Source organism: Bradyrhizobium hipponense, assembly GCF_008123965.1.
Taxonomy (GTDB): Bacteria; Pseudomonadota; Alphaproteobacteria; order Rhizobiales; family Xanthobacteraceae; genus Bradyrhizobium; species Bradyrhizobium hipponense.
This window is the reverse complement of record NZ_VSTH01000106.1, coordinates 16,803-43,217: the sequence shown is the minus strand read 5'-3', so window position 1 is coordinate 43,217 and position 26,415 is coordinate 16,803. Positions and strand designations below refer to the sequence as shown.

26 protein-coding genes are annotated in these 26,415 nt (G+C 64.2%); 15 read left to right on the top strand and 11 right to left on the bottom strand.

Features of this window, described 5'->3' with window-relative positions:
- Nucleotides 1-96: 96 nt before the first annotated feature.
- Together rpsR and rpsF are read right to left on the bottom strand one after the other, a co-directional pair.
- Nucleotides 97-336, bottom strand: a complete 240-nt coding sequence (gene rpsR / locus FXV83_RS29180; protein ID WP_007592020.1) for a 30S ribosomal protein S18 — start codon at nucleotides 334-336, stop codon at nucleotides 97-99.
- A 5-nt stretch (nucleotides 337-341) separates the two neighbouring features.
- On the bottom strand, nucleotides 342-812 hold the full coding sequence (rpsF, locus tag FXV83_RS29175; RefSeq protein ID WP_148743051.1) for a 30S ribosomal protein S6: 471 nt from the start codon (nucleotides 810-812) through the stop codon (nucleotides 342-344).
- A 334-nt stretch (nucleotides 813-1,146) separates the two neighbouring features.
- Here rpsF and FXV83_RS29170 point away from each other — a divergent pair, with 334 nt between their 5' ends.
- The 9 genes from FXV83_RS29170 (at nucleotide 1,147) to gmk (ending at nucleotide 9,790) form a co-directional block, all read left to right on the top strand.
- Nucleotides 1,147-1,854: a TetR/AcrR family transcriptional regulator C-terminal domain-containing protein gene (locus FXV83_RS29170; protein ID WP_148743050.1), complete on the top strand. Its 708-nt coding sequence runs from the start codon at nucleotides 1,147-1,149 to the stop codon at nucleotides 1,852-1,854.
- Between the two features lie 3 nt (nucleotides 1,855-1,857).
- Complete coding sequence (locus FXV83_RS29165) at nucleotides 1,858-2,883, top strand: fatty acid desaturase family protein (RefSeq protein ID WP_148743049.1); 1,026 nt, start codon at nucleotides 1,858-1,860, stop codon at nucleotides 2,881-2,883.
- A 171-nt stretch (nucleotides 2,884-3,054) separates the two neighbouring features.
- Nucleotides 3,055-4,014: an ACP S-malonyltransferase gene (gene fabD, locus FXV83_RS29160; RefSeq protein WP_148743048.1), complete on the top strand. Its 960-nt coding sequence runs from the start codon at nucleotides 3,055-3,057 to the stop codon at nucleotides 4,012-4,014.
- 69 nt (nucleotides 4,015-4,083) lie between these two features.
- Complete coding sequence (gene fabG / locus FXV83_RS29155) at nucleotides 4,084-4,821, top strand: 3-oxoacyl-[acyl-carrier-protein] reductase (protein WP_148743047.1); 738 nt, start codon at nucleotides 4,084-4,086, stop codon at nucleotides 4,819-4,821.
- Between the two features lie 301 nt (nucleotides 4,822-5,122).
- Nucleotides 5,123-5,362 (top strand): acyl carrier protein, encoded by a 240-nt coding sequence (locus FXV83_RS29150; RefSeq protein WP_008130699.1) that lies wholly within the window; start codon nucleotides 5,123-5,125, stop codon nucleotides 5,360-5,362.
- Nucleotides 5,363-5,469: 107 nt separating this feature from the next.
- The gene (gene fabF / locus FXV83_RS29145) at nucleotides 5,470-6,735 is read left to right on the top strand and encodes a beta-ketoacyl-ACP synthase II (protein WP_148743046.1); all 1,266 of its coding nucleotides are present in this window, start codon (nucleotides 5,470-5,472) and stop codon (nucleotides 6,733-6,735) included.
- Between the two features lie 125 nt (nucleotides 6,736-6,860).
- A complete protein-coding gene (mltG, locus tag FXV83_RS29140; RefSeq protein ID WP_148743045.1) occupies nucleotides 6,861-8,132 on the top strand; it encodes an endolytic transglycosylase MltG in 1,272 nt (423 codons plus the stop codon).
- A 110-nt stretch (nucleotides 8,133-8,242) separates the two neighbouring features.
- Nucleotides 8,243-9,130, top strand: a complete 888-nt coding sequence (locus tag FXV83_RS29135) for a YicC/YloC family endoribonuclease (protein WP_148743044.1) — start codon at nucleotides 8,243-8,245, stop codon at nucleotides 9,128-9,130.
- Between the two features lie 3 nt (nucleotides 9,131-9,133).
- Nucleotides 9,134-9,790, top strand: a complete 657-nt coding sequence (gmk, locus tag FXV83_RS29130) for a guanylate kinase (RefSeq protein ID WP_148743043.1) — start codon at nucleotides 9,134-9,136, stop codon at nucleotides 9,788-9,790.
- Here gmk and FXV83_RS29125 read toward each other — a convergent pair.
- Nucleotides 9,723-10,937 (bottom strand): hypothetical protein, encoded by a 1,215-nt coding sequence (locus tag FXV83_RS29125; protein ID WP_187436238.1) that lies wholly within the window; start codon nucleotides 10,935-10,937, stop codon nucleotides 9,723-9,725. The two genes, gmk and FXV83_RS29125, sit on opposite strands and share 68 nt — an antisense overlap.
- A gap of 32 nt (nucleotides 10,938-10,969) precedes the next feature.
- Nucleotides 10,970-11,221 (bottom strand): hypothetical protein, encoded by a 252-nt coding sequence (locus FXV83_RS29120; protein ID WP_148743041.1) that lies wholly within the window; start codon nucleotides 11,219-11,221, stop codon nucleotides 10,970-10,972.
- 193 nt (nucleotides 11,222-11,414) lie between these two features.
- On the opposite strand from FXV83_RS29120, the gene FXV83_RS29115 reads away from it, so the two are divergent.
- From FXV83_RS29115 to FXV83_RS29100, 4 genes are all read left to right on the top strand, one after another.
- The gene (locus FXV83_RS29115) at nucleotides 11,415-12,038 is read left to right on the top strand and encodes a TetR/AcrR family transcriptional regulator (RefSeq protein WP_148743040.1); all 624 of its coding nucleotides are present in this window, start codon (nucleotides 11,415-11,417) and stop codon (nucleotides 12,036-12,038) included.
- A gap of 51 nt (nucleotides 12,039-12,089) precedes the next feature.
- A complete protein-coding gene (locus FXV83_RS29110; protein ID WP_148743039.1) occupies nucleotides 12,090-13,538 on the top strand; it encodes an MFS transporter in 1,449 nt (482 codons plus the stop codon).
- 54 nt (nucleotides 13,539-13,592) lie between these two features.
- Complete coding sequence (locus tag FXV83_RS29105) at nucleotides 13,593-14,042, top strand: nuclear transport factor 2 family protein (RefSeq protein WP_148743038.1); 450 nt, start codon at nucleotides 13,593-13,595, stop codon at nucleotides 14,040-14,042.
- A 65-nt stretch (nucleotides 14,043-14,107) separates the two neighbouring features.
- Complete coding sequence (locus FXV83_RS29100; RefSeq protein WP_148743037.1) at nucleotides 14,108-15,025, top strand: alpha/beta fold hydrolase; 918 nt, start codon at nucleotides 14,108-14,110, stop codon at nucleotides 15,023-15,025.
- Nucleotides 15,026-15,223: 198 nt separating this feature from the next.
- Here the strand turns inward: FXV83_RS29100 and FXV83_RS29095 are convergent, their stop codons facing one another.
- The 7 genes from FXV83_RS29095 to lptF form a co-directional block, all read right to left on the bottom strand.
- Nucleotides 15,224-16,282, bottom strand: a complete 1,059-nt coding sequence (locus tag FXV83_RS29095; protein ID WP_148743036.1) for an alcohol dehydrogenase — start codon at nucleotides 16,280-16,282, stop codon at nucleotides 15,224-15,226.
- 95 nt (nucleotides 16,283-16,377) lie between these two features.
- Nucleotides 16,378-17,235 (bottom strand): 16S rRNA (adenine(1518)-N(6)/adenine(1519)-N(6))-dimethyltransferase RsmA, encoded by an 858-nt coding sequence (gene rsmA / locus FXV83_RS29090; protein WP_148743035.1) that lies wholly within the window; start codon nucleotides 17,233-17,235, stop codon nucleotides 16,378-16,380.
- Nucleotides 17,235-18,272 carry a 4-hydroxythreonine-4-phosphate dehydrogenase PdxA gene (gene pdxA / locus FXV83_RS29085; RefSeq protein WP_148743034.1) on the bottom strand — a complete coding sequence of 346 codons (1,038 nt, stop codon included), beginning with the start codon at nucleotides 18,270-18,272 and terminating at the stop codon, nucleotides 17,235-17,237. The genes rsmA and pdxA overlap by 1 nt, the downstream gene beginning before the upstream one ends.
- Nucleotides 18,272-19,198, bottom strand: coding sequence for a peptidylprolyl isomerase family protein (locus FXV83_RS29080; RefSeq protein WP_187436237.1), 927 nt, complete (start codon nucleotides 19,196-19,198; stop codon nucleotides 18,272-18,274). Before FXV83_RS29080 ends, pdxA begins: the two co-directional genes overlap by 1 nt.
- 68 nt (nucleotides 19,199-19,266) lie before the next feature.
- Entirely contained in the window at nucleotides 19,267-21,756 is a 2,490-nt protein-coding gene (locus FXV83_RS29075; RefSeq protein WP_187436236.1) for an LPS-assembly protein LptD, read from the bottom strand.
- On the bottom strand, nucleotides 21,756-22,853 hold the full coding sequence (lptG, locus tag FXV83_RS29070) for an LPS export ABC transporter permease LptG (protein ID WP_148743031.1): 1,098 nt from the start codon (nucleotides 22,851-22,853) through the stop codon (nucleotides 21,756-21,758). Before lptG ends, FXV83_RS29075 begins: the two co-directional genes overlap by 1 nt.
- Nucleotides 22,850-24,019, bottom strand: coding sequence for an LPS export ABC transporter permease LptF (lptF, locus tag FXV83_RS29065; protein ID WP_148743030.1), 1,170 nt, complete (start codon nucleotides 24,017-24,019; stop codon nucleotides 22,850-22,852). Before lptF ends, lptG begins: the two co-directional genes overlap by 4 nt.
- A gap of 342 nt (nucleotides 24,020-24,361) precedes the next feature.
- Between lptF and FXV83_RS29060 the strand changes: the two genes are divergently transcribed.
- Together FXV83_RS29060 and FXV83_RS29055 are read left to right on the top strand one after the other, a co-directional pair.
- Complete coding sequence (locus FXV83_RS29060; protein ID WP_148743029.1) at nucleotides 24,362-25,861, top strand: leucyl aminopeptidase; 1,500 nt, start codon at nucleotides 24,362-24,364, stop codon at nucleotides 25,859-25,861.
- 6 nt (nucleotides 25,862-25,867) lie between these two features.
- A complete protein-coding gene (locus tag FXV83_RS29055; protein ID WP_148743028.1) occupies nucleotides 25,868-26,320 on the top strand; it encodes a DNA polymerase III subunit chi in 453 nt (150 codons plus the stop codon).
- The last annotated feature ends 95 nt before the right edge of the window (nucleotides 26,321-26,415 follow it).

Sequence of the window (26,415 nt, the reverse complement as noted above, 5' to 3'; positions counted from 1 at the left end):
GCGTCTCGCCCCAACCATCGGCGACCGGACGACCCGGAAGCCTTATGAGATCAGAAATTGACGATCGGCGGCGTATCGCCGCCGATCGGATTGGTCTTAGCGAATGACGTAGGGCAGCAGACCCAGGAATCGCGCGCGCTTGATGGCGCGGGCGAGCTCACGCTGCTTCTTCGCGGACACCGCGGTGATGCGGCTCGGCACGATCTTGCCGCGCTCGGAAACGTAACGCATCAACAGCTTGGAGTCCTTGTAGTCGATCTTCGGAGCATTCGCGCCCGTGAACGGGCAGCTCTTGCGGCGACGGAAAAACGGACGGCGTGCACCAGCTTCAGCCATTGATCTTACTCCGCATCCGTCGTGGTTTCAGCTTCGTCGCGCGGACGGCGCGGACCGCGGTCACCGCGGAAACCGCCTTCGCGGTCGCCACGGAAGCCGCCTTCACGCTCGCCGCGGAAGCCGCCGCCGCGATCGTCACGCTCGCGATCGCGGTCGGCCTTGCGCATCATCGCCGACGGGCCTTCCTCGAGCTCCTCCACGCGGACGCTGAGATAGCGGATCACGTCTTCGCTGATGCGCTCCTGGCGCTCGACCTCGGCGATCGCCGCGGACGGCGCGTCGATGTTGAGCAGCACGAAATGCGCCTTTCGGTTCTTGCTCATGCGGTAGGTGAGGGAGCGTACGCCCCAATTCTCGGTCTTGGTGATCTTGCCGCCGAGACCTTCGACAATGCCGGTCATCTGTGCGGTCAGCTCTTCGACCTGCTGCGTGCTCGCGTCCTGTCGCGCGAGAAAAACATGCTCATAAAGAGGCATGGACGTCCTTTCCTCATGTTGGCGCATCGCCCGGCGTCAAGCCCTTAAGAGACCTTCGGAAAGGACTCTGGGATTAAGCTCAGAAGGCGGAAACACGGGACGACGGGCCGACTGGCCCTGCCACATCAAAATCACGAATGATTTGCTGAGACCGTCCGTTCAGCTCCCGGCCGGGGTCTGCGGATGACGCGCTTTATACGGTTTTTGACCGGCTTGGCAAGGTTGCGGGACCAGGTTTCAGCCCGAATGGTCACGGTTGGGGGCGTCGTCGCCGGACCAGATGGCTTGATTTATTTGTTTGTATATCATACAAATAAATCAAGGGAGGACTAGGGTGGCAAAAAGGTCGGTCCAGGCGCCATTTGAGGCTACGGCAGGCGATCCCAAGCATGCGGCGCGGGCGACGCGCTCGGCAGGCCGCAAGATGCGTTCGTTGCTGCTGGACGCGGCGAGCCCTCTGTTCAAGGAACGGGGGGTGTCCGGCACCTCGATCGCCGACATCGCGGCTGCCGCCAACGCATTCCCGAGCCAGATCACCTATTATTTCCGCACCAAGGAGGCGCTGTTCGTCGAATGCGCCTGCCGCGATCTGCTGTACCTGGCACGCGCGACCGAGCAGGCGGCACTGAAGGCGCGTTCGCCGCAGGAGTATACGCACGCGCTCGCCGAGACTGTAACGGCGAGCGATTCGATCGCCTTCTTCGCCGAGGCGCTGACGCTGACACGGCGGCGCCAGGATCTGGCGCCACTGGTCGAGCGCACCATCGAACGCCTGCACGCCGAGGGCACGCGCGCCTATGCGAGCCAGGTCGCGCGCCACGGCTGGCGTTCGCTGCGTGCGCCCGATGAGAGTTCGCGTAGATTCTGGGCGATCGCCGTCGGCGTCATCCTCGAAGGCTACGCCATGGGCCGCTCGCCCGACGAACTCTGCGGCGAGATGCTGCGCGCGCTCGGCGAGCAGGCGAAATCCACCGGCGAGGCCGCGCGCCTGCGCCTCGTCGACGACCGCGATCCGTCAACCACTTCGGATGAGGAGAGTTAGGCCATGACCGCGCTTCGCATGCGTGCTCGCGACTTCCTGACGGAGGATCAACTCATCGACGTACGTCAGCGCGTCACGTGGAAAGGTCTTGCGCTGATCGCCCATGCCTGGGGCTTGATCATCGGCGCGATCGCGCTGGTCGCATGGTGGCCCAATCCGCTGACTTATCTGCTCGCGGTCGGGATCGTCGGCTCGCGTCAGCTCGGGCTCGCGATCCTCATGCACGACGGCGCGCATGGATGCCTGTCGGCGGACGAGAGGACCAACCTGACGCTGAGCCAGTGGTTCTGCGCCTATCCGATCTTCGCGGAGACACGCGCCTACCGCCGCTATCATTTGCAGCATCACGCGCGAACCCAGCAGGAGGACGATCCCGACCTCGTGCTGTCGGCGCCGTTCCCGATCACGAAGGCGAGCTACCGCCGCAAGTTCATCCGCGACATTACCGGGCAGACCGGCTACCAGCAGCGCAAGGCGCAACTGCTCAACGCACTTGGTCCGAAGGACTGGCCGTGGCGGCAGCGTGCCGCGCATTTTTGGGAGAAGCTCGGACCCCAATGCATCTTCAACGCCATCCTGTTCGCCGCGCTGACGGCGGCCGGTGTGTGGTGGGCCTATCCGCTGCTATGGCTGGTGCCGCTTCTGACCTGGATGATGGTCATCACCCGCATCCGCAACATCGCCGAACATGCCGTCGTCCCCGACAGCAGCGATCCCCTGCGCAATACCCGCACCACCCGCGCCAATTTTCTCGAGCGCCTGTTCATCGCGCCGTACTACGTGAACTATCACCTCGAGCATCATCTGCTGTTCTACGTACCCTGCTACAATCTGCCGAAAGTCCACCGGCTGCTGAGCGGGAGCCGGCACGCCGGCCGCATGGAGGTGCAGCCGGGTTACGCCGCGGTGCTGCGGCTCGCGACCGCAAAGCCGAACCGCGACGACCGGCCGGGACAATTGGCGAGCAGTGCGCGCCGTGCGCGGGCGGGTGCCGAGGTCGGTGCAGATCAGAAGGCGGGAGGGTTTTGAGGGCCGCGTCCCGGTTGAATGCTGGTCCAGGTTCCCCATCTTGGCTTGACATCGCCGCGCCGGACAGTGTCTACGGCCCCCTTTGAGGCACGATCCGGAACCATAGCCCAGGCCGCGCGTAGTCGGCTGCCGGTTCGCGCGGGGATCATGCTCGACAACCAGGGAGCGCCGATGACGGCAGCATTCACGTTTCCGGGGCAGGGTTCCCAGGCCACTGGCATGGGCAAGGCTCTGGCAGATGCCTTCCCAATGGCGCGCGCCGTGTTCGACGAGGTCGATTCGGCGCTGGGGGAGAAGCTGACGTCGACCATCTGGGATGGTCCGGCCGAAACCCTCCAGCTTACCGAAAACGCCCAGCCGGCGCTGATGGCGGTGTCCGTGGCGACCCTGCGCGTGCTGGAGGCGGAAGCCGGTTTTTCCGTGGGACGGGACGCAGCCTTCGTCGCAGGCCACTCGCTCGGTGAATATTCGGCGTTGGCTGCGGCTGGCAGCCTGACCATTTCCGACACCGCGCGCCTCCTTCGCACCCGCGGTCTCGCAATGCAGAAGGCCGTGCCCGTCGGTATTGGCGCGATGGCCGCGCTGCTCGGCCTCGACTACGAAGCGGCCGTGGAGGTCGCCAACGAGGCGGCACAGGGCCAGGTCTGCCAGGCCGCCAATGACAATGGCGGCGGGCAGGTGGTGGTCTCTGGCGACAAGGCGGCGGTCGATCGCGCCGTCGAGCTCGCCAAGGCCAAGGGCGCCAAGCGGGCGATGTTGCTGCCGGTGTCCGCGCCGTTCCATTGCAAACTGATGCAGCCCGCTGCGGACGCCATGGCGGAGGCGCTGTCCAAGGTCGCGATCAGGGCGCCGGCGGCGCCGCTGGTATCAAACGTGCTGGCGAGCGCCATCACCGATCCCGACGAGATCCGCCGCCGCCTGGTCGAGCAGGTCACCGGCACGGTGCGCTGGCGCGAGTCGGTTGCCTATATGGCAGGGCAGGGCGTCACCCGTTTCTTCGAGATCGGCGCGGGCAAGGTGCTGACCGGACTGGTCAAGCGCATCGCCGACGGAGCTGTCGGTGTCGCCGTCGGCGGGCCGAACGACATCGCCGCCGCCAAGGATGCATTGGCCGCTGCGAAGCTGGCCTAAGAGTTTGCGCACGATCTTTCCGGAAATCCGCTGCACACTTTTCCGGATCGTGCTTTGAAGGAGTTATCGATGTTCGATCTGACTGGCAGGAAGGCGCTCGTCACTGGCGCGACCGGCGGCATCGGCGGCGCGATTGCGCAGGCGCTGCACGCGCAGGGCGCTACGATTGCCGTTTCGGGAACGCGAAAAGAAGTGCTGGATGAGCTTGCAGGCAAGCTCGGCGAGCGCACCCACGTTTTGCCATGCAATCTCTCCAAGGCCGACGAGGTCGAGGCGCTGGTGCCTGCCGCCGAAGCTGCGATGGGGCAAGTCGACATCCTCGTGGCCAATGCCGGCATCACGCGCGATAATCTGTTCGTCCAGCTCCGCGACGAGGACTGGGAGGAGGTCATCAACGTCAACCTGACGTCGACCTTCCGCCTGGCACGCGCCGCCACCAAACTGATGATGCGCAAGCGCTTCGGCCGCATCATCGCCATTACCTCGGTGGTCGGTGTCACCGGCAATCCGGGGCAGGGCAACTACACTGCGTCGAAGGCTGGCTTGATCGGCATGATCAAGACGCTCGGCGCCGAATACGCCAAGCGCGGCGTCACCGCGAACTGCATCGCGCCCGGCTTCATCAAGACGCCGATGACGGATGCGCTCAACGACAAGCAGCGCGAAACTATACTGACCAAGGTTCCGGCGGCCCGACTCGGCACTCCCGAGGACATCGCGGCGGCTGCCGTTTACCTGAGTTCGAACGAAGCAGCCTACGTCACCGGCCAGACAATCCACGTCAATGGCGGCATGGCCATGATCTGAGGGCCTCGTTCGGCCCCGGAGAGCGGGCGGTGCGGAATGGCGTTTTCCGAAGGAAAATGAGGCTTGTAGTCAAGGCAATTGAAGTATGATAACCGGACCTTCAACGGATGGGCAAAGAACGCCATTGCAGGTTTTTGAAACCCTGTATATTGGCGATGCGGAGCCTTGGCCGTCGTTCGCCGGGCCCCGCGTCGGTTAGGATGGGGTCAATCAAGTTCGTAAGCGAAGGCAATAAACGACCACGACGGCTCGTATCGTCCCGGGGGGTCGGGTCTACAGGGAACAACACGAGGTTAAAGCAATGAGTGACATTGGCGAACGGGTTAAGAAGATCGTGGTCGAACACCTTGGTGTTGAACCCGAGAAGGTTGTCGACGCTGCGAGCTTCATCGACGACCTCGGCGCCGACAGTCTGGACACCGTCGAACTGGTGATGGCGTTCGAAGAGGAATTCGGTTGCGAGATTCCGGACGACGCCGCGGAAACGATTCTCACCGTCGGCGACGCCACGAAGTTTCTCGAGAAGAACGCAAAGAGCTAAGCTCTTTAATTTCGCGGGGACAACATTGAAACCGGACGGGCCGCCTACCGGCGGTCAGCCGGTTTCTTGTTATCGGCCGTGAATCTTTCGAAGCGGAGTTTTCGGATATGAGGCGGGTTGTCGTCACGGGCCTCGGCATGGTGTCGCCACTCGGCTGTGGCGTCGAGCCGACCTGGAAGCGCATCCTCAACGGTGAAAGCGGGGCACGCAAGATCGAGAGCTTCGACGTCTCCGATCTTCAGACCAGGATCGCCTGCACCGTGGTGCGCGGCGACGGTTCGAATGACAGCTTCAATCCCGATCTCTGGATGGAGGCGAAGGACCAGCGCAAGGTCGACGACTTCATCATTTTCGGCATGGCCGCTGCGGGCCAGGCGCTTGACGATGCCAACTGGCATCCCGAGACCGAAGAGGACAAATGCGCGACCGGTACCATGATCGGTTCCGGCATCGGCGGTCTCAACGGCATCGCCGACACTGCGGTCCTGTTGAAGGAACGCGGGCCGCGCCGGGTGTCGCCTTTCTTCATTCCGGGCCGCCTGATCAATCTCGCCTCCGGCTATGTCTCGATCAAACATGGGCTGAAAGGGCCGAACCATTCGGTGGTCACGGCCTGTTCGACCGGCGCGCATGCGATCGGCGACGCCGCCCGCCTGATTGCGCTGGGCGATGCCGACGTCATGGTCGCCGGCGGCGCGGAATCGCCAATCGGCCGCATCGGTATTGCCGGCTTCAACGCCGCGCGCGCGCTGTCGACCGGCTTCAACGAAACGCCCGAGAAGGCCTCGCGTCCCTACGACAAGGAGCGCGATGGCTTCGTGATGGGCGAGGGCGCCGGCGTCCTGGTCCTGGAAGAACTCGAGCATGCCCGGCGTCGTGGCGCGAAGATCTATGCCGAGGTGATCGGCTACGGCCTGTCCGGCGATGCCTATCACATTACCTCGCCTTCGCCCGACGGCGACGGCGGCTTCCGCAGCATGGTGGCCGCGCTGAAGCGCGCCGGCCTCTCGCCGTCCGATCTCGACTACATCAACGCGCATGGCACCTCGACGCAGCTCGGTGACGAGATCGAGCTCGGTGCGGTCGAGCGGCTGCTGGGCAATGCCGCCTCCAGGGTCGCGATGTCCTCGACCAAGTCCTCGACCGGTCATCTTCTTGGCGCGGCCGGTGCGATCGAGGCGATCTTCGCCATCCTCGCGATTCGCGATAATGTCGTCCCGCCGACTATCAATCTGGACAATCCCTCGGTCGAAACTGCGATCGATCTCGTACCGCACACGGCGAAGAAGCGTGAGGTCAATGTCGTATTGTCGAATTCTTTTGGTTTTGGCGGTACCAACGCGTCGGTGATCTTCCGCCGCTTGGCCAGTTAGCTTGCGTTTGAACCGAATCCACCGATTTGCCGCATTCGGCGATAGTCATACATGTGGGCGCGTGCATTTGGCTGGACAAACGATTGTCGGGCCGCATTTGAACCGGCAGGATTCAGGTTGCTTCGATGAGTGAAAGGCCGCCCATTTCGCCCCGGAGTCCGCGGGCAGCGCTCGAGCCCGAGCAGGTCCCGCCGCCGCCAAAGCGATCGGACCGGGCGCGCAATCCCTTCGTGATCGTCGGCAACGCGATCATCACACTGCTGCTGATCGCCATGATCGGTGCGGGCGGCGTGTATTATTACGGCCGGCAGGTGCTTGAGGCCGCAGGCCCGCTCAAGGAAGACAAGATCGTCAACATTCCCCAGCGCGCGGGCAAGCGCGACATCGCCGAAACCCTGAACCGGGAAGGCGTGACCGACGTCAATCCGTGGGTGTTCATCGCCAGCGTGGCGGCGCTGAAGGCGAGTTCGGACCTAAAGCCCGGCGAATATTCGTTCCAGAAGAACGCATCTCTACGCGACGTCATCGCCACAATCGTCGAGGGCAAGGTGGTGCAGCATGCCGTCACGATTCCGGAAGGCCTCACCTCCGAGCAGATCATGGTGCGCCTTTCCGACAACGACATCTTCACCGGCAGCGTGCGCGAGCTGCCGCGCGAGGGCACGCTGCTGCCGGAGACCTACAAGTTCCCGCGCGGGACCCCGCGCGAGCAGGTGGTCCTGCGCATGCAGCAGGCGCATAAGCGCGTGCTGGCCGAGATCTGGGAGCGTCGCAGCCAGGACATTCCGGTCAAGACTCCCGAGCAACTGGTGACGCTGGCCTCGATCGTCGAGAAGGAGACCGGCAAGCCGGATGAGCGCAGCCGTGTCGCCGCCGTGTTCGTCAATCGCCTGAAGCAGAGGATCAAGCTGCAGTCCGATCCCACGATCATCTACGGCATCGTCGGCGGTAAGGGCACGCTCAGCCGCCCGATCAAGCGGAGCGAGATCACGCAGCCCTCGCCCTACAACACCTATGTGATCGAAGGATTGCCGCCGGGTCCGATCTCCAATCCCGGCCGCGCCTCGCTGGAGGCGACCGCCAATCCGGCCCGCACCCGCGATCTCTATTTCGTCGCCGACGGTACCGGCGGGCACGCCTTCACCGAGACCTACGACGCGCACCAGAAGAACGTCGCCAAGCTGCGCGCGATGGAGAAGCAGATCCAGAACGACACGGTCGAGCCGGCCGACGATGCGCAGCCCCCCGCCGCAGCTGCGCCCGCCGCCGATACGCCGACCGCGACCACGCCGGCGCGGCCCAATCAGCAGAAAAAGCCGCCGGCGCCCCGTCCGGCTGGTCCGCCTCCTGCCCGGCAGGGCGCGGTGCAGCCTTCGCCGCCGGTGGTCCAACGCTAGCGGCCGCTCTGACACGCGGTCTCTAGCGGATTCCACTTTCCTGCAAAAAGTCTTAAGATTCGCGTGCCTGATGGCCTCGCGAATCTCATTTGTCCGGAGAAACTGACCCGATGGCGCTGTCGTCCATGACCGGCTTTGCCCGAAGCCACGGCGCTAGCGGGCCGTATACGTTCGAATGGGAATTGAAGTCGGTCAACGCCAAGGGCTTTGACCTGCGGGTGCGGCTGCCGCAGGGGTTCGACGAGCTCGAGGCCCTCGCCAAGAAGCGCGCCGGCGAGGTGCTGTCGCGCGGCACCGTCTATGCCAATCTTACCGTCAAGCGCACCAATGCGGCCGCCTCGGTCCGCGTCAACGAGGACGTGCTCAACGCCGTCCTGAAGGCCGCCTCGGCGATCGCCGGCAAGGTCGATGCGGTGGCGCCGAGCGTCGACGGCCTGCTCGCCATCAAGGGCGTGATCGAGGTGGCCGAGCCCGAGGGCGACGAGGAGGAGGACAAGGCCGCGCGCCTCGCCGCAGCGGAGGCCTTCGACAAGGCGCTCGCCGAACTCGTCGAGATGCGCAGGCGCGAGGGCACTTCGCTCGGGCAAATCCTGACCCAGCGGGTCGACGAGGTCGAGCAACTGGCGAAAAAGGCCGAGGCCGCGCCCGGGCGCAAGCCGGAGGTGATCAAGGCCAGGCTCGCCGAGCAGATCGCGACATTGCTCGATACGTCGGACCGTTTCGATTCCGATCGCCTGATGCAGGAAGCAATCCTGATCGCGACTAGGGCCGACATCCGCGAGGAACTCGATCGGATCGCCTCCCATATCGCCCAGGCGCGCGAGCTGATCGGCAAGGGCGGCCCGGTCGGGCGCAAGCTCGACTTCCTGGCGCAGGAATTTCACCGCGAGGTCAACACCTGCTGCTCGAAGTCGAACGACATCGAGCTGACCAATACGGGGCTCGCCATGAAGAACGTGGTGGAGCAGTTCCGCGAGCAGGTCCAGAACCTGGAGTGATCGATGACGACGGGGCATGGTACTGACGGTGTCGAGCGGCGCGGGCTGATGTTCGTGCTGTCCTCGCCGTCCGGCGCGGGCAAGACGACGCTGTCGCGTCTCCTCATCGAACGCATGCCCGGCTTGAGAATGTCGGTCTCGGCGACAACGCGGGCGATGCGGCCCGGCGAGGTCGATGGCAAGGACTATCTGTTCGTCGACAAGGCGCGGTTCGAGCAGATGATCACGGGCGACCAGCTGCTGGAATGGGCGACCGTGTTCGATAACCGTTACGGCACGCCGCGCGCTCCGGTCGAGGCCGCGCTGTCGGCGGGGCAGGACGTCCTGTTCGACATCGACTGGCAGGGCACGCAGCAGTTGCGCGAGAAGGCGCGCGCCGATGTCGTCAGCGTGTTCATCCTGCCGCCGTCAGCGAGCGATCTCGAGAAGCGTCTGCATTCGCGTGCGCAGGATTCCGATGAGGTGATCCGCAACCGCATGAGCCGCGCCAGCCATGAGATGAGTCACTGGGCCGAGTACGACTACATCGTCATCAACCATGACGTCGACGAAGCCTTCGCCGAGGTGCAGTCGATCCTGAAGGCCGAGCGCCTCAAGCGCGAGCGGCGGACTGGCCTCGTGGGCTTCGTGCGAAGTCTGCAAAGCCAGCTTCAGGCGTAGGCCGCGACAGCCGCGGCCCTTGCTTCGCCAGCCGTTCCAGCATCGTCGTGACGACGTCGATATCGACCGCATCCTCATCGCGCGAATTTTCAGCGTGATCGGCCGGCTCTTCGTCATGGGGATCGTTGGCCGCAAGCTGAGGCGCCGATGCCTCGATTTCGAACGCCCCGTCGAATGACTCGATCTCGGCCTCGTCTGGTTCTGCTGCTTTGGCAGGGGAGGAGGGACGGGCGGACGGTTGGTGCGCCGCCACGACCATACCGATCTCGTCGGCGAACGCTGCGAGTGTTGCAGCCTGGGGACGTGGTTGGGGACGCACGGCGTCGAAATCCACCGGACGCAGCTGCTGCGCGCGCGGTGTCGCATTGAGCCAGGGTGCGCGGCTGCCGCGCTGATCCTGCGGCTCCCAATCGTTCCAGTTCACGCGGCGGTCACCCGCCTGGACGCGGACGCGTCCGCCGGCGAAGCGGTAGACGACGCTGGCGAGCAGGCCTGCGAGCGCCAGCGCGCCGCCGACGACGAGCAGGAGCGTCTGGAGCGAGCCGGTCGGCTTGTCGGCGGACGCATCGCCCGCGGCGGGCGCCACCGGAGCAGCGGATTTTGCCGGCTTCGCGCTCGGCTGGGCAGCGGCCGTTGCGGGTGGGGCCACCGGTTGCGACGCGGGCGAGGCGGAGGCGTCCGGCCAACGCGCAGCGACGGCAGGCTGTTGCGCATTGCTGTCATTGGCGCTCGGAGCTGGAGGCGCAGCCGACGGTGCGATCACCGCGGCCTGAGCGGGCGCGCTCGGTGCGCTCTGCGGCGCCAAATATTCGGCGCGCGCGTTCTGCATTGCATGCGGCTGCGTCGCTGCTGAATTATTCGCGTCGGGTGTTTCCGTCGAGTTTTGCGCGATCTGTGCGGTGGCTTTATCGGTGTCCTTGCCGCTTTCGGCGCGCAGGTACCAGCATTGCCGCTTGGTGCTGCGATCGAGGCGATAGTGCCAATGCTGCCCCTGCGGCGCGGTGCCCTTCGGCGAAGCGAGGCAGTCGCTCGCGGCGTTTGCAGCGCTCGATGCGCTCGGCGCGTTCTGCGACACGGCGGCCAGCGGCGCGCCAGCAACGATGCTGGCGATAAGTGTCGATATGAACTTCGCGGTTCGGTTGCCCATCCTGGTCTCCCGGTGACGCATGACGCTACTCGTTACTTGCCCTTTCTCGTCAAAGAGTTGGGTGGCAATGAGCCGCAAATCCGGAGAGGATGTGGCCTGAATCGGGCCTGCAGCGCATTCGTTCCGCCGCGAAATAAGGCTTTTTGGGTTCCGCCATTGAAGCGCGCCAGGAAGGATGCGAGCGCCGTGACGTAGGGAATGACGGCGCTGAACTGGAAGGTGGCCTGATAGCCGCTGGCGTTGACCAGCAGGTCGCGGGAGAAGGCGCCAGAAAATTTGTCCAACGTTGCGGTGCAGAGAGCGATGTGGCGTCACTGCCACGCCGCGTCAGCGTCTTCGCGAGCGGGACGGTCCGCACTGGCCGACAGCAAGAGCTCGATATCTGCGGGCGATGTTCCGAGTTGCCTTGGCGTCCCAGGCAGTCACCATCCTCGACGGTCAAATTCGCAATACCGCTGACCAGTTGCCGGCAGGAGCTTGACTCCCGCCATCCGGACCTCTAATAGATTTCGGACCAACTGGTCCATAAAAATGGCGCGGCTAAGGGAATTCGACTACGAGCAGGTGCTGGACGGCGCGCTTGGGTTATTTTGGCGCGACGGCTATGAGGCAACTTCGTTGGACGGAATGCTTGGCGAGGTGGGGCTGAGCAAGAGCAGCTTTTACGGCGCGTTCGGCAGCAAGCATGACATGCTGCTGGCGGCGCTCGACCGCTACATCGAGACCGTGCTGCAGGCCAACATCGAAGATCTGCGGCGCGGATCTCCGCGCGCGGCGATCGTGCGGCACTTTGACAAGATTCTTGGCTTTCAGCCGGTCTCGAAGACTTGCTTCCTTCAGGTTTGCGCGGTTGAACTGGCGGCGCACGACCAACTCGTGAGGATGCGGGTTCGCCGCGGTGTCGAACTGCTCGAGGAGGCTTTTCGCGACGCCATTGCACGCGGGCAGGCGGCGGGCGAATTTGCCGCAGACGGCGATGCGCGCGCGCTCGCGACGTTTCTGGTGGCGAACGGTTACGGCCTGCAGATGCTCGCGCGAGCTAATCTCTCGGCGGATTGGCGAAAGAAAACCCTGCCCATCATCCTCAAGGCGCTGGAATAAAAATTTTTTGCTTCAATATGGACTAATTGGTCCGTAATAACGGGGAACGCCATGACGACCGATAGCTTCACTGCCAAGCAGCGCTGGGTGCTCGCGCTGACCGCGGGCGCATCATTCATCGCCGTCATGGACGGCATGGTGGTCACGACCGCGCTGGATGCGATCCGTCTCAGCCTGACGGCGCCATTGTCCACTCTGCATTGGACGATGACGGCCTACAGTTTAAGCTTCGCGGCGCTGCTGATGGCCGGCGCTGCGCTGGGCGACCGTTTCGGGCGCCGGTCCATGTTCGTTTGCGCGCTCGGACTGTTCGCCCTCGCGTCGGTCGGCTGCGCGGCAGCACCATCGATCGGCTGGCTGATCGCTGCGCGCACCTTGCAGGGCGCCGCGTCCGCGTTGCTCGTACCAGTAGCCATGACGCTGCTCGGGACGGCTGTGACACCGGCTCAGCGGCCGCGCGCGATGGGACTGTTCAGCAGTCTTACCGGCCTTGCCGTGCTGTCCGGGCCCGTGATCGGCGGCCTCCTGGTCGATAGCCTCGGTTGGCGCTGGGTGTTCTGGATCAATGTGCCGCTCTGCGCCGCGACCGCGCTTCTGGCGAGATGGCGCATCGATAACGCCGACCGCATCACCTCTCAGATCGATTGGCGCGGCGTCGGGCTGCTGACGGCGGCGATGACGGCGCTGGTCTGGGGCCTGTCGCATGGCAACGCGTCCGGCTGGTCGAGCCCGGCGGTGGTAGCGGCGTTCGCAATCGGAGCGACGGCGGGCCTTTCGTTCTTCGCCTCGCAGCGCAACGCTCCCCACGCGCTGGTGCCGAACCGGTTGCTTGGATCGGGCCAATTCCGGGCCGGCAATGCGGTGTGCCTGCTGATGTTCATGAGCATGATGGGCACTCTGATTTTCATGGCGCAGTATTTCGAGATCGCCGAACAGGCGAGTGCCTCGGGTGCCGGTTGGCGAATGATGCCCTGGACCGTATCGCTGTTTGCCGTCGCGCCGCTTGGCGGCATTGCGGCGGGCCGCCTCGGCGAAAGGGCCCCGGCGATGGCGGGCCTCATTCTGCAAAGCGCCGCGCTGGTGTGGATGTCGCTGCTCTCGAGCGGAGCTTATCCCTACAGCGCCTGGGTCGCGCCGCTCGTCCTGGCCGGGGTCGGAATCTCGATGGCGATGCCTGCGGTGCAGAGCGCAGTGCTCGGCGCCGCCAGTCCCGCTGACATGGGCAAGGCGTCGGGCGTCTACAACACGATGAGACAGTTGGGGTGGGCGTGCGGCGCGGCGGCCGCGGTCGCTGTGTTCAGCGGCTTCGGAAATCTCGCGACTGCAAAGGCCATGGGCGCCGGCTATTCCTCAGTCCTGCTATGGACCGCAGCGTTATCGGCGATAGCGGCAATCCTGTCGTGGAGCTTGCCGAGCGCCGCCCGGACCGACTCCAAAGCCCCAGCTGTGGTCGCCGCTTCTGCTGCGAGCGATCTGAAGCAGCCAATCGAAACCGCTTGATCCCACTTGAAGCGACAAAGATGCCGCGTTGGCATTCAGCAGGAGAAATCAAACATGGTGATCGATCGACGAACCATCGGAGCAACGCCGGCCGCTGCCGGCGCGGTGCCGGGCCAAGCTGCGGAGGACAGCCGCGAGAGCAATAAGCGAACGGTGCTGGCATTTTACGAAACCGCATTGAACCGGTCCGATTTCGATGAAGCGGTGGTACATTTCGGGCCGCAATACATTCAGCACAATCCCATGATCAAGGACGGCATCGATGGTTTCCGGTCGTTCCTGCAGGATCTCAAGGCGCAATTTCCTGAGCTTCGCGGCGAGATCAAGCGCGTCTTCGCCGATGGCGATTTTGTGATCCTCCACGTTCATGCCAGGCGCACGCCCGACGAACTGGGCTTGGCGATCGTCGATATTTTTCGTCTGGAGCACGGCAAGATCGTCGAGCACTGGGATGTCCGCCAGCCGCTCACCGAGACGTCCGCGAACACCAACGGCATGTTCTAACCCGGCTCTCACGGAGTTCGAGTGGCAGCAGGCGCCCGAAAGCAGATGATCAAAGGCGAGATACCATGGAACAATTGCTTGTTCGAACCAAAGCGGGCGGCGAACAGATCGAGGCGTCGCCGCTAGAGCACGCAACCGTCGACATAGAACCGGGCGTCAGCCTTCATTATGTCGTCGCCGGCAGCGGGCCTCGCACCGTTGTCCTGCTGCACGGCTTTCCCCAGACCTGGTGGGCCTGGCGCCACACGATGCCGCAACTTGTCGCTGCAGGCTTTCGGGTTGTAGCTCCCGACTATCGCGGCGCCGGCCATTCTTCGAAGCCGCTTTCCGGCTACGACAAGCGCACCATGGCGAGCGACATCCATAGGCTGCTCCATGAACATCTCCAGCTTGCGGAGCCGGTCGCGCTGGTAGGGCACGATTTCGGTCTCATGGTGGCGTATGCCTATACCCAGTCCTATCGCGACGACGTCACTCATCTGGTCGCCGTCGACGCGCCGCTGCCGGGAACGGCCATCTTCGATCAGTTACGTGCCAACCCGCGGAACTGGCAGTTCTCGTTTCACAACGTCCGGGATCTTCCCGAATTTCTGGTTTCGGGCAAAGAGCGCGAATACCTGCAGTGGTTTTTCAATTTCCGGATGTCCAATCCGGCCGCCATTACCGATGCCGACTTTCAGGCTTATCTCACGGCATACACGATGCCCGGCGCGATGCGCGCGGCGTTCGAACTTTATCGGGCGTTCGATCAGGATACCAAAGATAACCGCGGCTTCATTGCGGCCAACGGAAAGCTGGCGATTCCGGTTCTTACCGCGGTTGGAGAGACCAGTCCCACCGCGCCGTTGGTGCGAGGGATGATCGAGGAAGTCGCCAGCGCGACAACGGTGCTTGCGGTCGCCGGCGCCGGGCACTGGATCGCCGAGGAGAACCCGCACGCCTTTGCCGCCGGACTGATCGAGTTTCTTGGGCAAGACCAATAACGAGTGCACCACGTGGCGAGCCACGAGGACATTCTTGAGGATTCACAGCTTTCAACAGCGCCGGCACGTACGCGTTCAGCGATCTCCGGCGTAACTGAGGCCGCCTTAGGCGAGAGGCTTTCCATCCCGATGCCGATGGAGGCGATCGACCAAATGTAGCAAGGCCCTCCGCCAGGCCTGTCTTGATTTTCCTGCTCCTCAGTTCTTCAGCACGATGCGGCCGACCACCTTGCCGGCGCGCAGCTCGTCGATCCATTTCTGGACGTCGCCCATCGGCTCTTCGCGCATCGGCGTCGGCTTGATCTTGCCGGCGCGGGCGAGTGCCATCAGCTCTTGAGCCTCGGTGAGCGTGCCGACCATGAAGCCTTCGATGGTCATGCGCTTGTAGACCCATTGCACCATCGGCAGCGTGAACTGGCCGCCCATCAGGCCGGACACCACGATCTTGCCGCCGCGCGCGGCGACCGCGACCGCAAACGCCATCGACTTCTCGTTACCGGCGAAATCGACGATCTCGTCAAAACCGCCGTCGGTCTCCTTGAGAATGCGCTTGATCACGTCGGGCTCGGCCGGGTCGTAGGCACTGGCTGCGCCGTTCTTCAGGGCGGTGTCGCGCGCGGCCGGGCTCAGATCGGCGACCGCGATCGGCTGCTTGAACATGGCTTGTGCGAACGACAGGCCCATCATGCCGACGCCGCCGAGGCCGATCAGTAGCAGGTTGCGCTGGCGCGGACGATCGACCAGACGCTTGAGCGCGCCGTAAGCCGTCACGCCGGAGCACATCAAGGTCGCGGCCTGGTTGACGGGCAAGGGATTGTAGTCGAGCAGATATTTCGCATCGGGCACCAGCACGTGGCTGGCGAAACCGCCGTCGATGGAAACGCCGAGGAAACGCTGCTTGGCGCAGAGATTCTCGTCGCCATTCTTGCAGTCACGGCACTGACCGCAGCCGATCCAGGGAAACACCGCTTTCTTGGCGCCGACGAGGCTATGTGGCACATCGGGGCCGACTTCGTCGACGACGCCCGCGATCTCGTGGCCGAGCGTGAAGGGCAGCATCATGCCGCGCGTGGTGTCGAGCTTCTTGCCGCCGCCGAGATCGGCATAGCCGTCCTGGATATGCAGGTCGGAATGGCAGAGGCCGCAGCGCTCGATGCGCACCAGTACTTCCGCACCCTGCGGCTTGGGCGTGTCGATGATGGTCTCGCACAGCGGCGCATCGAACTTGACCAGGGACTGGCGACGCATCAACGCCATATTTCTTCCTCCGAAAGTTCCTCTAAAGCGCTATGCGCTTTAGCTCATTGTTTGAGCATGATCTCTTTCGGAAAACCGCTTCACACTTTTCCGGATCATGCTTCTTCGCTTCGTATATCCGCCAATTCACGCGCCATGGCAACAAAGCCGGAGATGGGGATGGTCTCCGCGCGCCGCGTCGCATCGACGCCGGCCGCCGCCGCAAGTCGCGCCGGATCCGCTTGAAGCGATTTCAGGCTCTGCCGCAGCATCTTGCGGCGTTGGCCGAAGGCGGCGGCCGCGACCTGTTCGAGCAGCCGGCGATCGCAGGCAAGCGGGTTTGCACGCGGCACCAGGCGCACCACGGAGGAGGTGACTTTCGGCGGCGGCACGAAGGCGGACGGCGCGATGTCGAACAGGATTTTCGTCTCGGCGCGCCAGTTGGCGAGCACGCCGAGACGGCCGTAGGCCTCGTCGGTCTCGCGCGCCACGATGCGCTCGGCGACCTCGCGCTGAAACATCAAGACCATCATCTCGTACCAGGGCGGCCAGGGCTCGGCCGTGAGCCAGCCGATCAGGAGCTGGGTCGCGATGTTGTAGGGCAGGTTGGCGACGATCTTGGCCTTGCCGCCATCGAGCAGCGGGCGCGGGTCGAAGGTCATGGCATCGCCATGCACGATTTCGAGCCGGCCGGGATAGCGTGCGGAAATATCCTGCAAGGGGGGGATCGCGCGTTCGTCATGCTCGATCGCGATGACGCGCCTGGCGCCGAGCGCGAGCAGGGCGCGCGTCAGCCCGCCCGGGCCGGGGCCGATCTCGACGATGGTGGACTCGTCCAGGGGCGCCGCCGCGCGCGCGATGCGCGCGGTAAGATTGAGATCGAGCAGGAAGTTCTGGCCCAGCGATTTGCGGGCCGACAACGCGTGCTGGCGAATGACCTCGCGAAGCGGCGGGAGGTCGTCGATCGCGCTCATCAGCTTGTAGTCGCCGCCATGCGGCTCGCAAGCTGGAGCGCCGCGATCAGGCTGGCGGGGCTCGCCTTGCCGCTGCCTGCGATGTCGAACGCGGTGCCGTGGTCGGGCGAGGTGCGGATGAAGGGCAGGCCGAGCGTGACGTTGACCGCGTCGTCGAAGGCGACCGTCTTGATCGGGATCAGGGCCTGATCGTGATACATGCAGACCGCGCAGTCATAGGTGTTTCGCGCGGCTTCGTGGAACATCGTATCGGCCGGCAAAGGTCCCCTGGCCTCGATGCCGTCGTTGCGCAGTGCCTTGAGCGCTGGCGCGATTATGGTCAGCTCCTCGTGTCCGAGCGAGCCGTCTTCGCCGGCATGCGGATTGAGGCCGGAGATCGCGATCCGCGGCCGGGCGATGCCGAAGCGGGATTTCAGCTCGGTGGCGACGATGCGCACGGTCGAGACGATCAGATCGGTCGTGAGCTGGCTCAGCGCCTCACGCAACGAGACGTGGATGGTCACCGGCACCACGGCGAGTCGCGGCGACCACAGCATCATCACCGGCTGAGGCGCACGGCCGTCTTGCGCGGCAAGCTCGGCGAGGAATTCGGTGTGGCCGGGATGGCGGAAGCCTGCGCGATAGAGCACGCTCTTGGCGATCGGATTGGTGACGACGGCGCCCGCGCGCCCGTCACGGACATCGGCGACCGCCTGGCGGATCGAGGCGAGCGCGGCCGGCGCGCTCGAGGCGTCGGGCTTGCCGGGTTCGGCCGTCGCGGTCTCGCCGGTCGCAACCACGGGCAGGGCGTCGGCGAAGGCGGCCGCAGCCTCGTGCGCGCTCACCTCGGCAATGCTGATGCCGGCGCCGAGCGCCTTGGCGCGCCGCGCGATCGTGCGCTTATCGCCGAGCAGATAGAAGGCGGGCAGGTTCAATTCGCGGCGCCTGAGCCAGGCTGCGATCGTGATGTCCGGGCCGATGCCGGCGGGCTCTCCCAGGGTCAGGGCGAGGGGCTTTGCGGAAGGCTCTACGGAAGACTCTGCGAAGGGCTTGGCCATCAGCGGTTGCGATATTCGATCATCGCCGCCTTGCGGATCTCGTCGAGATAGGCCTTTTGCGTCTTCTCGTATTTCTCGGTGTACATCTTCTCGCGCACCTCGCGCTTCTTCGGCGTGTCGATCATGGTCGGCTTGCGCGAACAGAGCACGACCATTTCGATACCCGCCTTGGTCACCTCGGGCGCGGTCAGATGGCCGATCGGGGTGTCGTCCAGCACCTTACGCAGGGCGTCGGGCAGCTCCGCGCTGGTCTTGGTGACGGCTTCGCGGATGGTGGCGTTCGGCGTCGAGCGGAACAGCGAATTGGCTTCCTCGCAGCTGGCAATGCGCGAGCGATAGGTCTCGGCCTCCTTCTGGCGCGTCTCCAGGAAGGCCGGGGACGATCCGCGCGGCATGATCAGCACGATCGGCTGCATCCTGTATTCGGTGCCTTCGACTTGGAGCTTCTGTCCGGTCTCGGCCTCCACAGCCGCGGCGACGTCACGCTCGCCGACCTGGAGGCGTTCCTTGTAGCGGCCGCGCACGAGGCTGGTCCAAACCATCTCGGACTTCATGCGGCTTTTCAGGGTATCGGGGCGGAGGCCCTTGCTCTCGAGTGACTTGGTGAGCTGCTCCGGCGTCAGGCGCAGGCGCTGCGCCATTCCGGCGTAGGATTGGTCGATATCGGCGACACCAGGATCGACGCCGTATTTCTTGCCTTCCTTGATCTTGATCTTGTCGTTGATCAGCTCGTTGATGACGTCCTGCCGGCTCGGAGTCTTCTGCGTCGTCAACTGGTCGAGCTTAGAGCGCTGATCGATGTCGAAATCGGTGATGGGATCGCCGTTGACCATGACGACGATGTTCTGCGCCCGCGCCGGCGCGCCGATCAGAATCAAGGCAGCGAAGACGAGGAGGAGGCGCAGGACAGGTAATGGATTCGTCATGGTTGTCGCTCGCATGTCAGCCGCGATGAACCTGCGATCGGGAACACGCGGCCGTCACTTCAAACCGTTCACTGGATACCGCTGGCGGAACTGCTGCTCGCCGACGTCGTCGCCAGCGTTCGTAGCCCGATCTGGAACATGAACGCGTGGCTCAAGACGGGCGGTGTCGCGCCCGCGGAATAGGTATACGAAGTTACATAGTTCGCCGCCAGCACGAAGCAATCGTCGACATAGCCGGCGCCGAGCACATATTGGTTGATCTTGTTGGCCTCGAGGTCCCAGCGCGCTGACCCCGTGACCACCCAATTGGTCGCGACCTTCAGCGACCCGCTGGTCAGGATGCCCGCACGGCGTGTCAGATAGCCGAGCTCCGGCTGCGCCGCGTAATTGCCGTACATCATACTGACCGACCAGCGATTGAAGTTGGCGCGGCCTTCCGCCTCGAAGCGCTGAACGTTCAAGGTCTGCTCGTCCATGCGGGAGCGGACGCTGAACGTATAGGTGCTGTTGGGCGAATAGCTGGCGCCCGCGACGTAGTCGGAACGCGGCTTGTCCAGGCCGGTATCAAGACCGGTATTGATGGAGTCCTGGACCGCATAGGAGTTCATGCCGAACAGCTGGTAGGACTGGCCGAACAGCACCTTGACGGCGCCGCCCCTGTCGAACTGCGTGGTGGCCTGCACGCCGACATTGGCGCGGCCGCCGCCCTCGACCCGGTCGTAACCGGAGAACTTGTCGACGCTGAACAGGTTCGAGGTGTCGAACACCATGCTCTGCGCATCCTCGTTCGGAAGCTTGCCGGCATAGGTCTCGTTCGGCCGGATGATGATCTGCGCGATCGGCTCGATGGTAGTCGAGCCCCAGGGCTGAACGTTGATGAAGGGATAGCGGTATTCGAGACCAACGGTCGGCATCAGGCGGAACGCCTGGGTGTCGCCGACGGGCAGGTAGTTCGACACGCCCGGCTGGTTGGAGACCGAGGAGTTGATGGCGTCGGCGCGCAGAATCGCGAACGGCGTCCATATCTCGCCGAACGGATCGGTGAAGGACTTGCGCCACTGCGCTTCCGCGCTCAGGCGGGTGTAGGTGCCGGGGAAGCCGCGCAGCAGGCACTGCGAGGGCGTGCGCGCAAGCGGGTCGGCCGACGCCGTCGTGCAAAGGCTGTTGGTGTTGGCGAGCGTCGTGGTCGGATCGAACGCCGCGCTGTCACGCGACAGGTTCACGAAATTGGTCTTGTAGCTGAACTCGCCGCCGAACACCGGATAGTTGAGGACGTTCGAATAGTCGATCATGGGGTAGACGACCGGCACCTGGCTCTGGTTGCCCGAGAAGCTCAGCCAATACATCGTGCGCGCGTCGAAGAAGCTGCGATTGCCGACGCCGGTCAGATAAAGCTGCGACAACGCATCCGTCGGCAGGCTCAGGAACGATCCGAGCGGATCGCGGTAGGCCGACAAGCGGTAGTCCGACATGAAATAATAGTCGGAGAGCAGGACGCCGTCCCAGCCCCAGACCCATTTGTCGTTGAGTGCGAACTGGCCCTTGGTTTCGACACCGCCCCGGAACTGGCGGTCGCCCGGCAGGCCGGCGAACTTGCTGGGGTCAAGCTGGTCGATGCCGTAGAGGCGGATCTGATAGGCGCCGTCCATCAGGCGCTGGCGGAACTCGGCCTGCAGCAGCACACCCTGCTTGGTTGTGACACGCGGGCTGAAGGTCGCGTCCATATCGGGCGCGATCGCCCAGTAGAACGGGACTTCGAGGCCGTAACCGAACGCCGAGTACGAGCTGAAGCCCGGCATCAGGAAACCGGTCTTGCGCTTCACGGTCGGGTCGGGCGTCGAGAAGTAGGGCATATAGGCCAGCGGCACGCCGAAGAATTCGAGCTGGGCGGTCTCGAAGTACAGCATCTTTTCCTGCTGGTCGTGGATGATGCGCGCACCCTTGACCTGCCACAGCGGCGGCTTCTTCGGATCGTCCCTGCACGGCGCGCAGGCCGTGTAGACGCCATTCTCGAACACCGTGTAGTTGCCGCTGGAACGGTCGGCGCGGCTCGCGGCCATGCGGGTCTGGTCGGCGGTGTCCACGCGCAGCGAATCGACGAAACCGTCGCGGTAGTCGTCGGAGAGATCCATGATCTCGGCATAGGTGATCTTGCCGTCGGCATCCGTCATGCGGATGTTGCCTTCGGCATGCAGGCGCTTGGTCTTTTGGTCGTAGATGACCCTGTCGGCCTCGACGCTGGTGCCGTTGTAGAACAGCTGGACGTTACCGACCGCGGAGACGCGCGAGTTGTTGTAGTCGTAGTCGACCTCGGTCGCCTGCACCAGCATCTGGTTGTCGTTGGCGACCTTCGGCGGCTTCGGACGCGGCGGCAGCGGATTGTAGGTGAAGCTCTGCGCGCCGGCCGGCGTCACGGCGGCAACGCCGACCAGACCGCCGAGCGATGCCGCGGCGGCGAGAGCAAGCAGGAGCCTGCGGATGGACAAGCCGCACCCGTTCGCGCGCACCACGATGCGCCGCGTCAAACGAGACACGGATCCTTGGCGGACGGCCGTCACTATCCGTCCTCCTGATACAGCAAGGCCAAAAAGCCGGTGAGGCCGCCCACCACCGCGGGCAACCACGCCGCAGCGATCGGATGCATCAACTCAGCCTTGCTCAAGTCTTCAGTCACTTTCGACAGAACGTAGAGCAGAAAGCCTGCGCCCACGCCACTCAAAACCATCTTCTGTACGCCGCCCATCCGGAAGAAGCGCAACGACACGGATGCCGCCAGCATCACCATCGCTGCGAGCAAAAACGGCTGCGCCAGAAGCTTGTGATACTGGAGTCGATATCCGGCTGTCGCGAAGCCCGAGCTCTCGGAGGAGCGGATGTAGTTCGGTAGTTGCCAAAAGGACACAGTTTCGGGTGTGGAAAAGCTGTTGCGGACCTGTGCCTCGGTCAACGTCGTCGGAATCTCCAGCCGCGCCTGGTCGACCGGCGGCGAGTCCAGTGTGAAGCGCCGCACGGTCCTGAACAGCCAATGGCCGTCCTCCAGCGCCGCCTCGCGTGCCTCGATCCGCTCCTTGAAATGCCAATCCGTATCGAATCGGAACAAGGTCAGCCCGGTCAGCCGGACGCCCTGCTGCTCGCTGCGCGCGGCGTTGATGATGACTTGGCCGTCATCGGTGACCTGATTGAGCCAGAAGCCCGAGGCGTCCTGAATGCCGCCGCCGGGAGCCGAGCCGAACAGCTCGGCCTCCATGCGCTTGGACAGCTCGCGCAAATTCGCCGACATCGGATTGTAGGCGATGGTGGCGATCACCCCGATCAGGAGCGCGCTGCCGAGCGCGGGCGAGATGAACTGCCACGCGGAGATGCCGGCGGCACGCGCGACCACGAGCTCGAGCCGGCGGGAGAGGGCGAGATAGCAGGTCATGGCGCCGATCAGCATGCAGAACGGCGTCAGCTTCTCCAGCAGTTGTGGCACGCGGAACAGCGAGGTCTCGGCCACCATGATCGCGGAGGCCGACGCGAGGCCGGACGTTTTGCGCACCATCTCGATGTAATCGACCAGCACCAGCAGCAGGAAAATGCTGGCGAAAACGCCGAGCGCGGCGACGACGAAGCGGCCGGCGAAATAGCGCCCGAGTGTGTTGGTGAGCATGCTCATGCAGTGGCCGGCCGTCCGAACAGCCGCGCGATGCGCGCGTTCGACCTGTTGATGGCCTCCATGAGACGGGCGGGTGGTTCGACCACGATGCCGCCGACGATCAGCCAGATGCCGGCGCCGATCGCGGTCGCCAGCATCGCGTATTGGACGAGTGCCGCGAACGGCGATTTCACGGCCATTACCGAGCAGGCGAAGCCCGCCATGCGCAGGCCGAACACCGCGATCACCGAGCCGCCGATCGAGAAATTGCGGCTCTGGCGCGTGGTGCGCGGCGCGCCGAGGAAGGCGAAGGTCAGCGCCGCAAAGGCGAACGGATAGAGCGGCGCCATGATGCGATCATGCAATTCGGAACGGAACTGGCCGGGGACCGCTTTGTAGACCGGGTCGTCCTCGGGCGGTGCGAACAGTTCCCAGAGATAGCGCTCGCGGATGCCGAGGGTGACATCGTGGCCCTGGCCCGAGAATTTCGACATGTCGAAGCCGTAGCGGCCGAACGCAACCAGCGCAGGATCGCGCTTGCCGACCTCGAATCGCTGGAGATTGCCGTCCTTCAGTACCAGGAACGATCCGTTGTCGTTCTTCACGACCTCGCCATGCTCGGCGACAATGGAGACGCGCTCGTTCGGATCGCGGCGATCGTCGATGAATATGCCGGCGAGGATGCCACCGGGCTGGCGCTCGCGGATCCGGATCGTCAGGTTCTTGTCGAGCTGGGCGAAGCGGCCCGGCTGCAGGATGTTGGTGAGAACGTCGGCGGTGATCTCGGCGTCCCACTGCTTGATCCGCCGCATGCCGTCGGGGGCGAGATAGGCGGCGATGAAGGCGACCAGCAGCGCCACCACGCAGGTGGCGTAGAAGAACGGATAGAACAGCCGGAACGGCGAAAAGCCGGCGGCATTCATCACGATGATCTCGGAATCGGTCGCCAGCTTGTTCAGCGTGTGCGAGATCGCGATCATCAGCGCGATCGGCGAGATGATCAGGACCAGCGCCGGGATGACGAGGCTGGTGATGCCGAGGAACGTGAGGATGGTCTGACCCTGGCTCGTCATCAGGTCAATGCCGCGCAACGCCTGCGTAATCCAGATCACGCCGGTGAGGCTGACCAGGACCAGCGCAAACGACGCCAGCGTGGTGCGGAAGATATACCTGTCAATCGACCCCATGCGCTACAGCACGATCCCCACCAAAACCCCAATGCAGTCACGGGAATTTCCGGCTGCCCGACCCATCCCGAAAGGGATCCCCAGGGTCGCGCAGCCATCTCGTCCGCCGGCTTACTTTCTCACTACCATCCCTTTGATCCGTCAACAAAATGGCTGGCCCATGGCACCCTCAATATATGGTTAATATTTCGCTCGCTGTTGCCTGGCGGCCACGGGGGGTGCTTGGCATCTGCCAGCCCGCTGGCCCATAGTGCGCAAAGTCTGCTGAATCGCCGTTGAGGTCCCGGCCCTTGGGCTGACCTGCCGAACGGTAAAAGCCCCATGTTTTTGAGGAGTTACCCCATGTCCGATGCCATTAAGGTCGGCTTTGTCCCGTTGTCTGCCGCCCCCCGTGGCATCATGGTCGTGTTCTGCGACGACAATCTGAAGGTCGGCCCTGCGACGGCCAAGGCGCTCGGCGGTGCCAACGAACTCGTGAAGCGGGCAGCCACCGCCGCCGCCTTCAAAGGCAAAAGCGGCGCCGTCCTGGACATCCTGGCGCCGGAAGGGGTGAAGGCCACCCGTCTGATCGTGATTGGCGCCAGCAAGGCCGCAAGCCTGAAGGCGAACGACTTCCTCAAATTCGGTGGCGTGGCGGCGGGCAAGCTTGGCGCCGGGTCCGCTGTCATGACGATCATGGCGGAACTGCCCGATGGCGCTTTGGCAAGCGAGCAGGCGGTCGCGATCGCCTCGGGCCTGCGGCTGCGCGCCTACAAGTTCGACCGCTACAAGACCAAGAAGAAGGACGGCGAGGAGGAGGGCTCTCGCGCCGACGTCTCGTTTGCGGTCGGCGACGTCGCCGCGGCGAAGAAGGCGTTTGCCTCGGCCGGTGCGGTCGTGGACGGCGTGATCATTGCGCGTGACCTCGTCAACGAGCCGCCGAACGTGCTGTACCCCGAAGAATTCGCGCGCCGCGCCAGCCAGCTCCGCAAGCTCGGCGTCAAGGTCGAGGTGCTCGACGTCAAGGCGATGGACAAGCTCGGCATGGGCGCGCTACTCGGCGTCGGCCAGGGCTCGGCGCGGCCGAGCCGCACCGTGATCATGCGCTGGGACGGGGCTAAGAAGGGCGAGGCGCCGGTTGCCTTCGTCGGCAAGGGCGTCTGTTTCGACACCGGCGGCATTTCGATCAAGCCGGCCGGCAGCATGGAGGACATGAAGGGCGACATGGGGGGAGCTGCCTGTGTCGTCGGCCTGATGCACGCGCTCGCGGCGCGCAAGGCCAAGGTCAACGTCGTCGGCGCCATCGGCCTGGTCGAGAACATGCCCGACGGCAAAGCGCAGCGTCCGGGTGACATCGTCACCTCGATGTCGGGCCAGACCATCGAGATAATCAACACCGACGCGGAAGGCCGCCTGGTGCTTGCCGATGTGCTCTGGTACGTCGCCAAGAAAACCAAGCCGAAATTCATGGTGGACCTGGCGACGTTGACCGGCGCGATCCTGGTGGCGCTCGGCACCGACTATGCCGGCATGTTCTCCAACAATGACGAGCTTGCCGAACGCCTGCTGACAGCCGGACTCGAGAGCGGCGAGAAGGTCTGGCGCATGCCGCTCGGCCCCGAATACGACAAGCTGATCGATTCACAATTCGCCGACATGAAGAACACCGGCGGCCGCCATGGCGGCTCGATCACCGCGGCGCAGTTCCTCCAGCGTTTCGTCGACGGCACGCCCTGGGCGCATCTCGACATCGCCGGCACCGCGATGGGCGCGCCGAAGACCGACATCAACCAGAGCTGGGGAAGCGGCTATGGCGTGCGGCTCTTGGACCGTCTGGTGGCAGATCATTACGAGCGCAAATGACCCAAAATGACTGAAGTGCTGTTCTATCATCTGCAAAACATGACGGTGGAGAACGTCTTGCCGCCGCTTCTGGAGAAATCGCTGGAGCGCGGCTGGCGCGTCGTGGTGCAGTCGACCTCGCCCGAGCGTGCCGACGCGCTCGATGCGCATCTATGGACCTACCGCGACGATTCCTTCCTGCCGCACGCGACATGGCGCGTGAACGATGCCGCCGAGCAGCCGATCGTGCTGGCGGTCGAGGAGGACAATCCGAACGGCGCCGAGGTGCGCTTCCTGATCGACAACGCCACAATGCCGCAGGACTGCCAGAGCTACGAGCGCATGGTGCTGCTGTTCAACGGCGACGATCCGGACGCGCTGGCTTTGGCCCGAAGCGCCTGGACGGATTGCAAGGCGCGAGGATTTGATGTCACCTATTGGCAGGCCGACGAGCGCGGTCGGTGGCAGCGGCGAAATTAGCCGTCGTTCGCAATTAATGATAATTTGCACTTTTCGGGTCAGGTTGGCTTCGGTCACCTTGATGCCGCAAAGTGATGTTGGGACAATTGCTTAGG

Coding starts and splice junctions, on each gene's coding strand:
- rpsR (WP_007592020.1), bottom strand. CDS start 336: ATGGCTGAAGCTGGTGCACGCCGTCCGTTTTTCCGTCGCCGCAAGAGC.
- rpsF (WP_148743051.1), bottom strand. CDS start 812: ATGCCTCTTTATGAGCATGTTTTTCTCGCGCGACAGGACGCGAGCACG.
- FXV83_RS29165 (WP_148743049.1), top strand. CDS start 1,858: ATGACCGCGCTTCGCATGCGTGCTCGCGACTTCCTGACGGAGGATCAA.
- fabD (WP_148743048.1), top strand. CDS start 3,055: ATGACGGCAGCATTCACGTTTCCGGGGCAGGGTTCCCAGGCCACTGGC.
- fabG (WP_148743047.1), top strand. CDS start 4,084: ATGTTCGATCTGACTGGCAGGAAGGCGCTCGTCACTGGCGCGACCGGC.
- FXV83_RS29150 (WP_008130699.1), top strand. CDS start 5,123: ATGAGTGACATTGGCGAACGGGTTAAGAAGATCGTGGTCGAACACCTT.
- fabF (WP_148743046.1), top strand. CDS start 5,470: ATGAGGCGGGTTGTCGTCACGGGCCTCGGCATGGTGTCGCCACTCGGC.
- mltG (WP_148743045.1), top strand. CDS start 6,861: ATGAGTGAAAGGCCGCCCATTTCGCCCCGGAGTCCGCGGGCAGCGCTC.
- FXV83_RS29135 (WP_148743044.1), top strand. CDS start 8,243: ATGGCGCTGTCGTCCATGACCGGCTTTGCCCGAAGCCACGGCGCTAGC.
- gmk (WP_148743043.1), top strand. CDS start 9,134: ATGACGACGGGGCATGGTACTGACGGTGTCGAGCGGCGCGGGCTGATG.
- FXV83_RS29125 (WP_187436238.1), bottom strand. CDS start 10,937: ATGGGCAACCGAACCGCGAAGTTCATATCGACACTTATCGCCAGCATC.
- FXV83_RS29110 (WP_148743039.1), top strand. CDS start 12,090: ATGACGACCGATAGCTTCACTGCCAAGCAGCGCTGGGTGCTCGCGCTG.
- FXV83_RS29105 (WP_148743038.1), top strand. CDS start 13,593: ATGGTGATCGATCGACGAACCATCGGAGCAACGCCGGCCGCTGCCGGC.
- FXV83_RS29100 (WP_148743037.1), top strand. CDS start 14,108: ATGGAACAATTGCTTGTTCGAACCAAAGCGGGCGGCGAACAGATCGAG.
- FXV83_RS29095 (WP_148743036.1), bottom strand. CDS start 16,282: ATGGCGTTGATGCGTCGCCAGTCCCTGGTCAAGTTCGATGCGCCGCTG.
- rsmA (WP_148743035.1), bottom strand. CDS start 17,235: ATGAGCGCGATCGACGACCTCCCGCCGCTTCGCGAGGTCATTCGCCAG.
- pdxA (WP_148743034.1), bottom strand. CDS start 18,272: ATGGCCAAGCCCTTCGCAGAGTCTTCCGTAGAGCCTTCCGCAAAGCCC.
- FXV83_RS29080 (WP_187436237.1), bottom strand. CDS start 19,198: ATGACGAATCCATTACCTGTCCTGCGCCTCCTCCTCGTCTTCGCTGCC.
- lptG (WP_148743031.1), bottom strand. CDS start 22,853: ATGAGCATGCTCACCAACACACTCGGGCGCTATTTCGCCGGCCGCTTC.
- lptF (WP_148743030.1), bottom strand. CDS start 24,019: ATGGGGTCGATTGACAGGTATATCTTCCGCACCACGCTGGCGTCGTTT.
- FXV83_RS29060 (WP_148743029.1), top strand. CDS start 24,362: ATGTCCGATGCCATTAAGGTCGGCTTTGTCCCGTTGTCTGCCGCCCCC.
- FXV83_RS29055 (WP_148743028.1), top strand. CDS start 25,868: ATGACTGAAGTGCTGTTCTATCATCTGCAAAACATGACGGTGGAGAAC.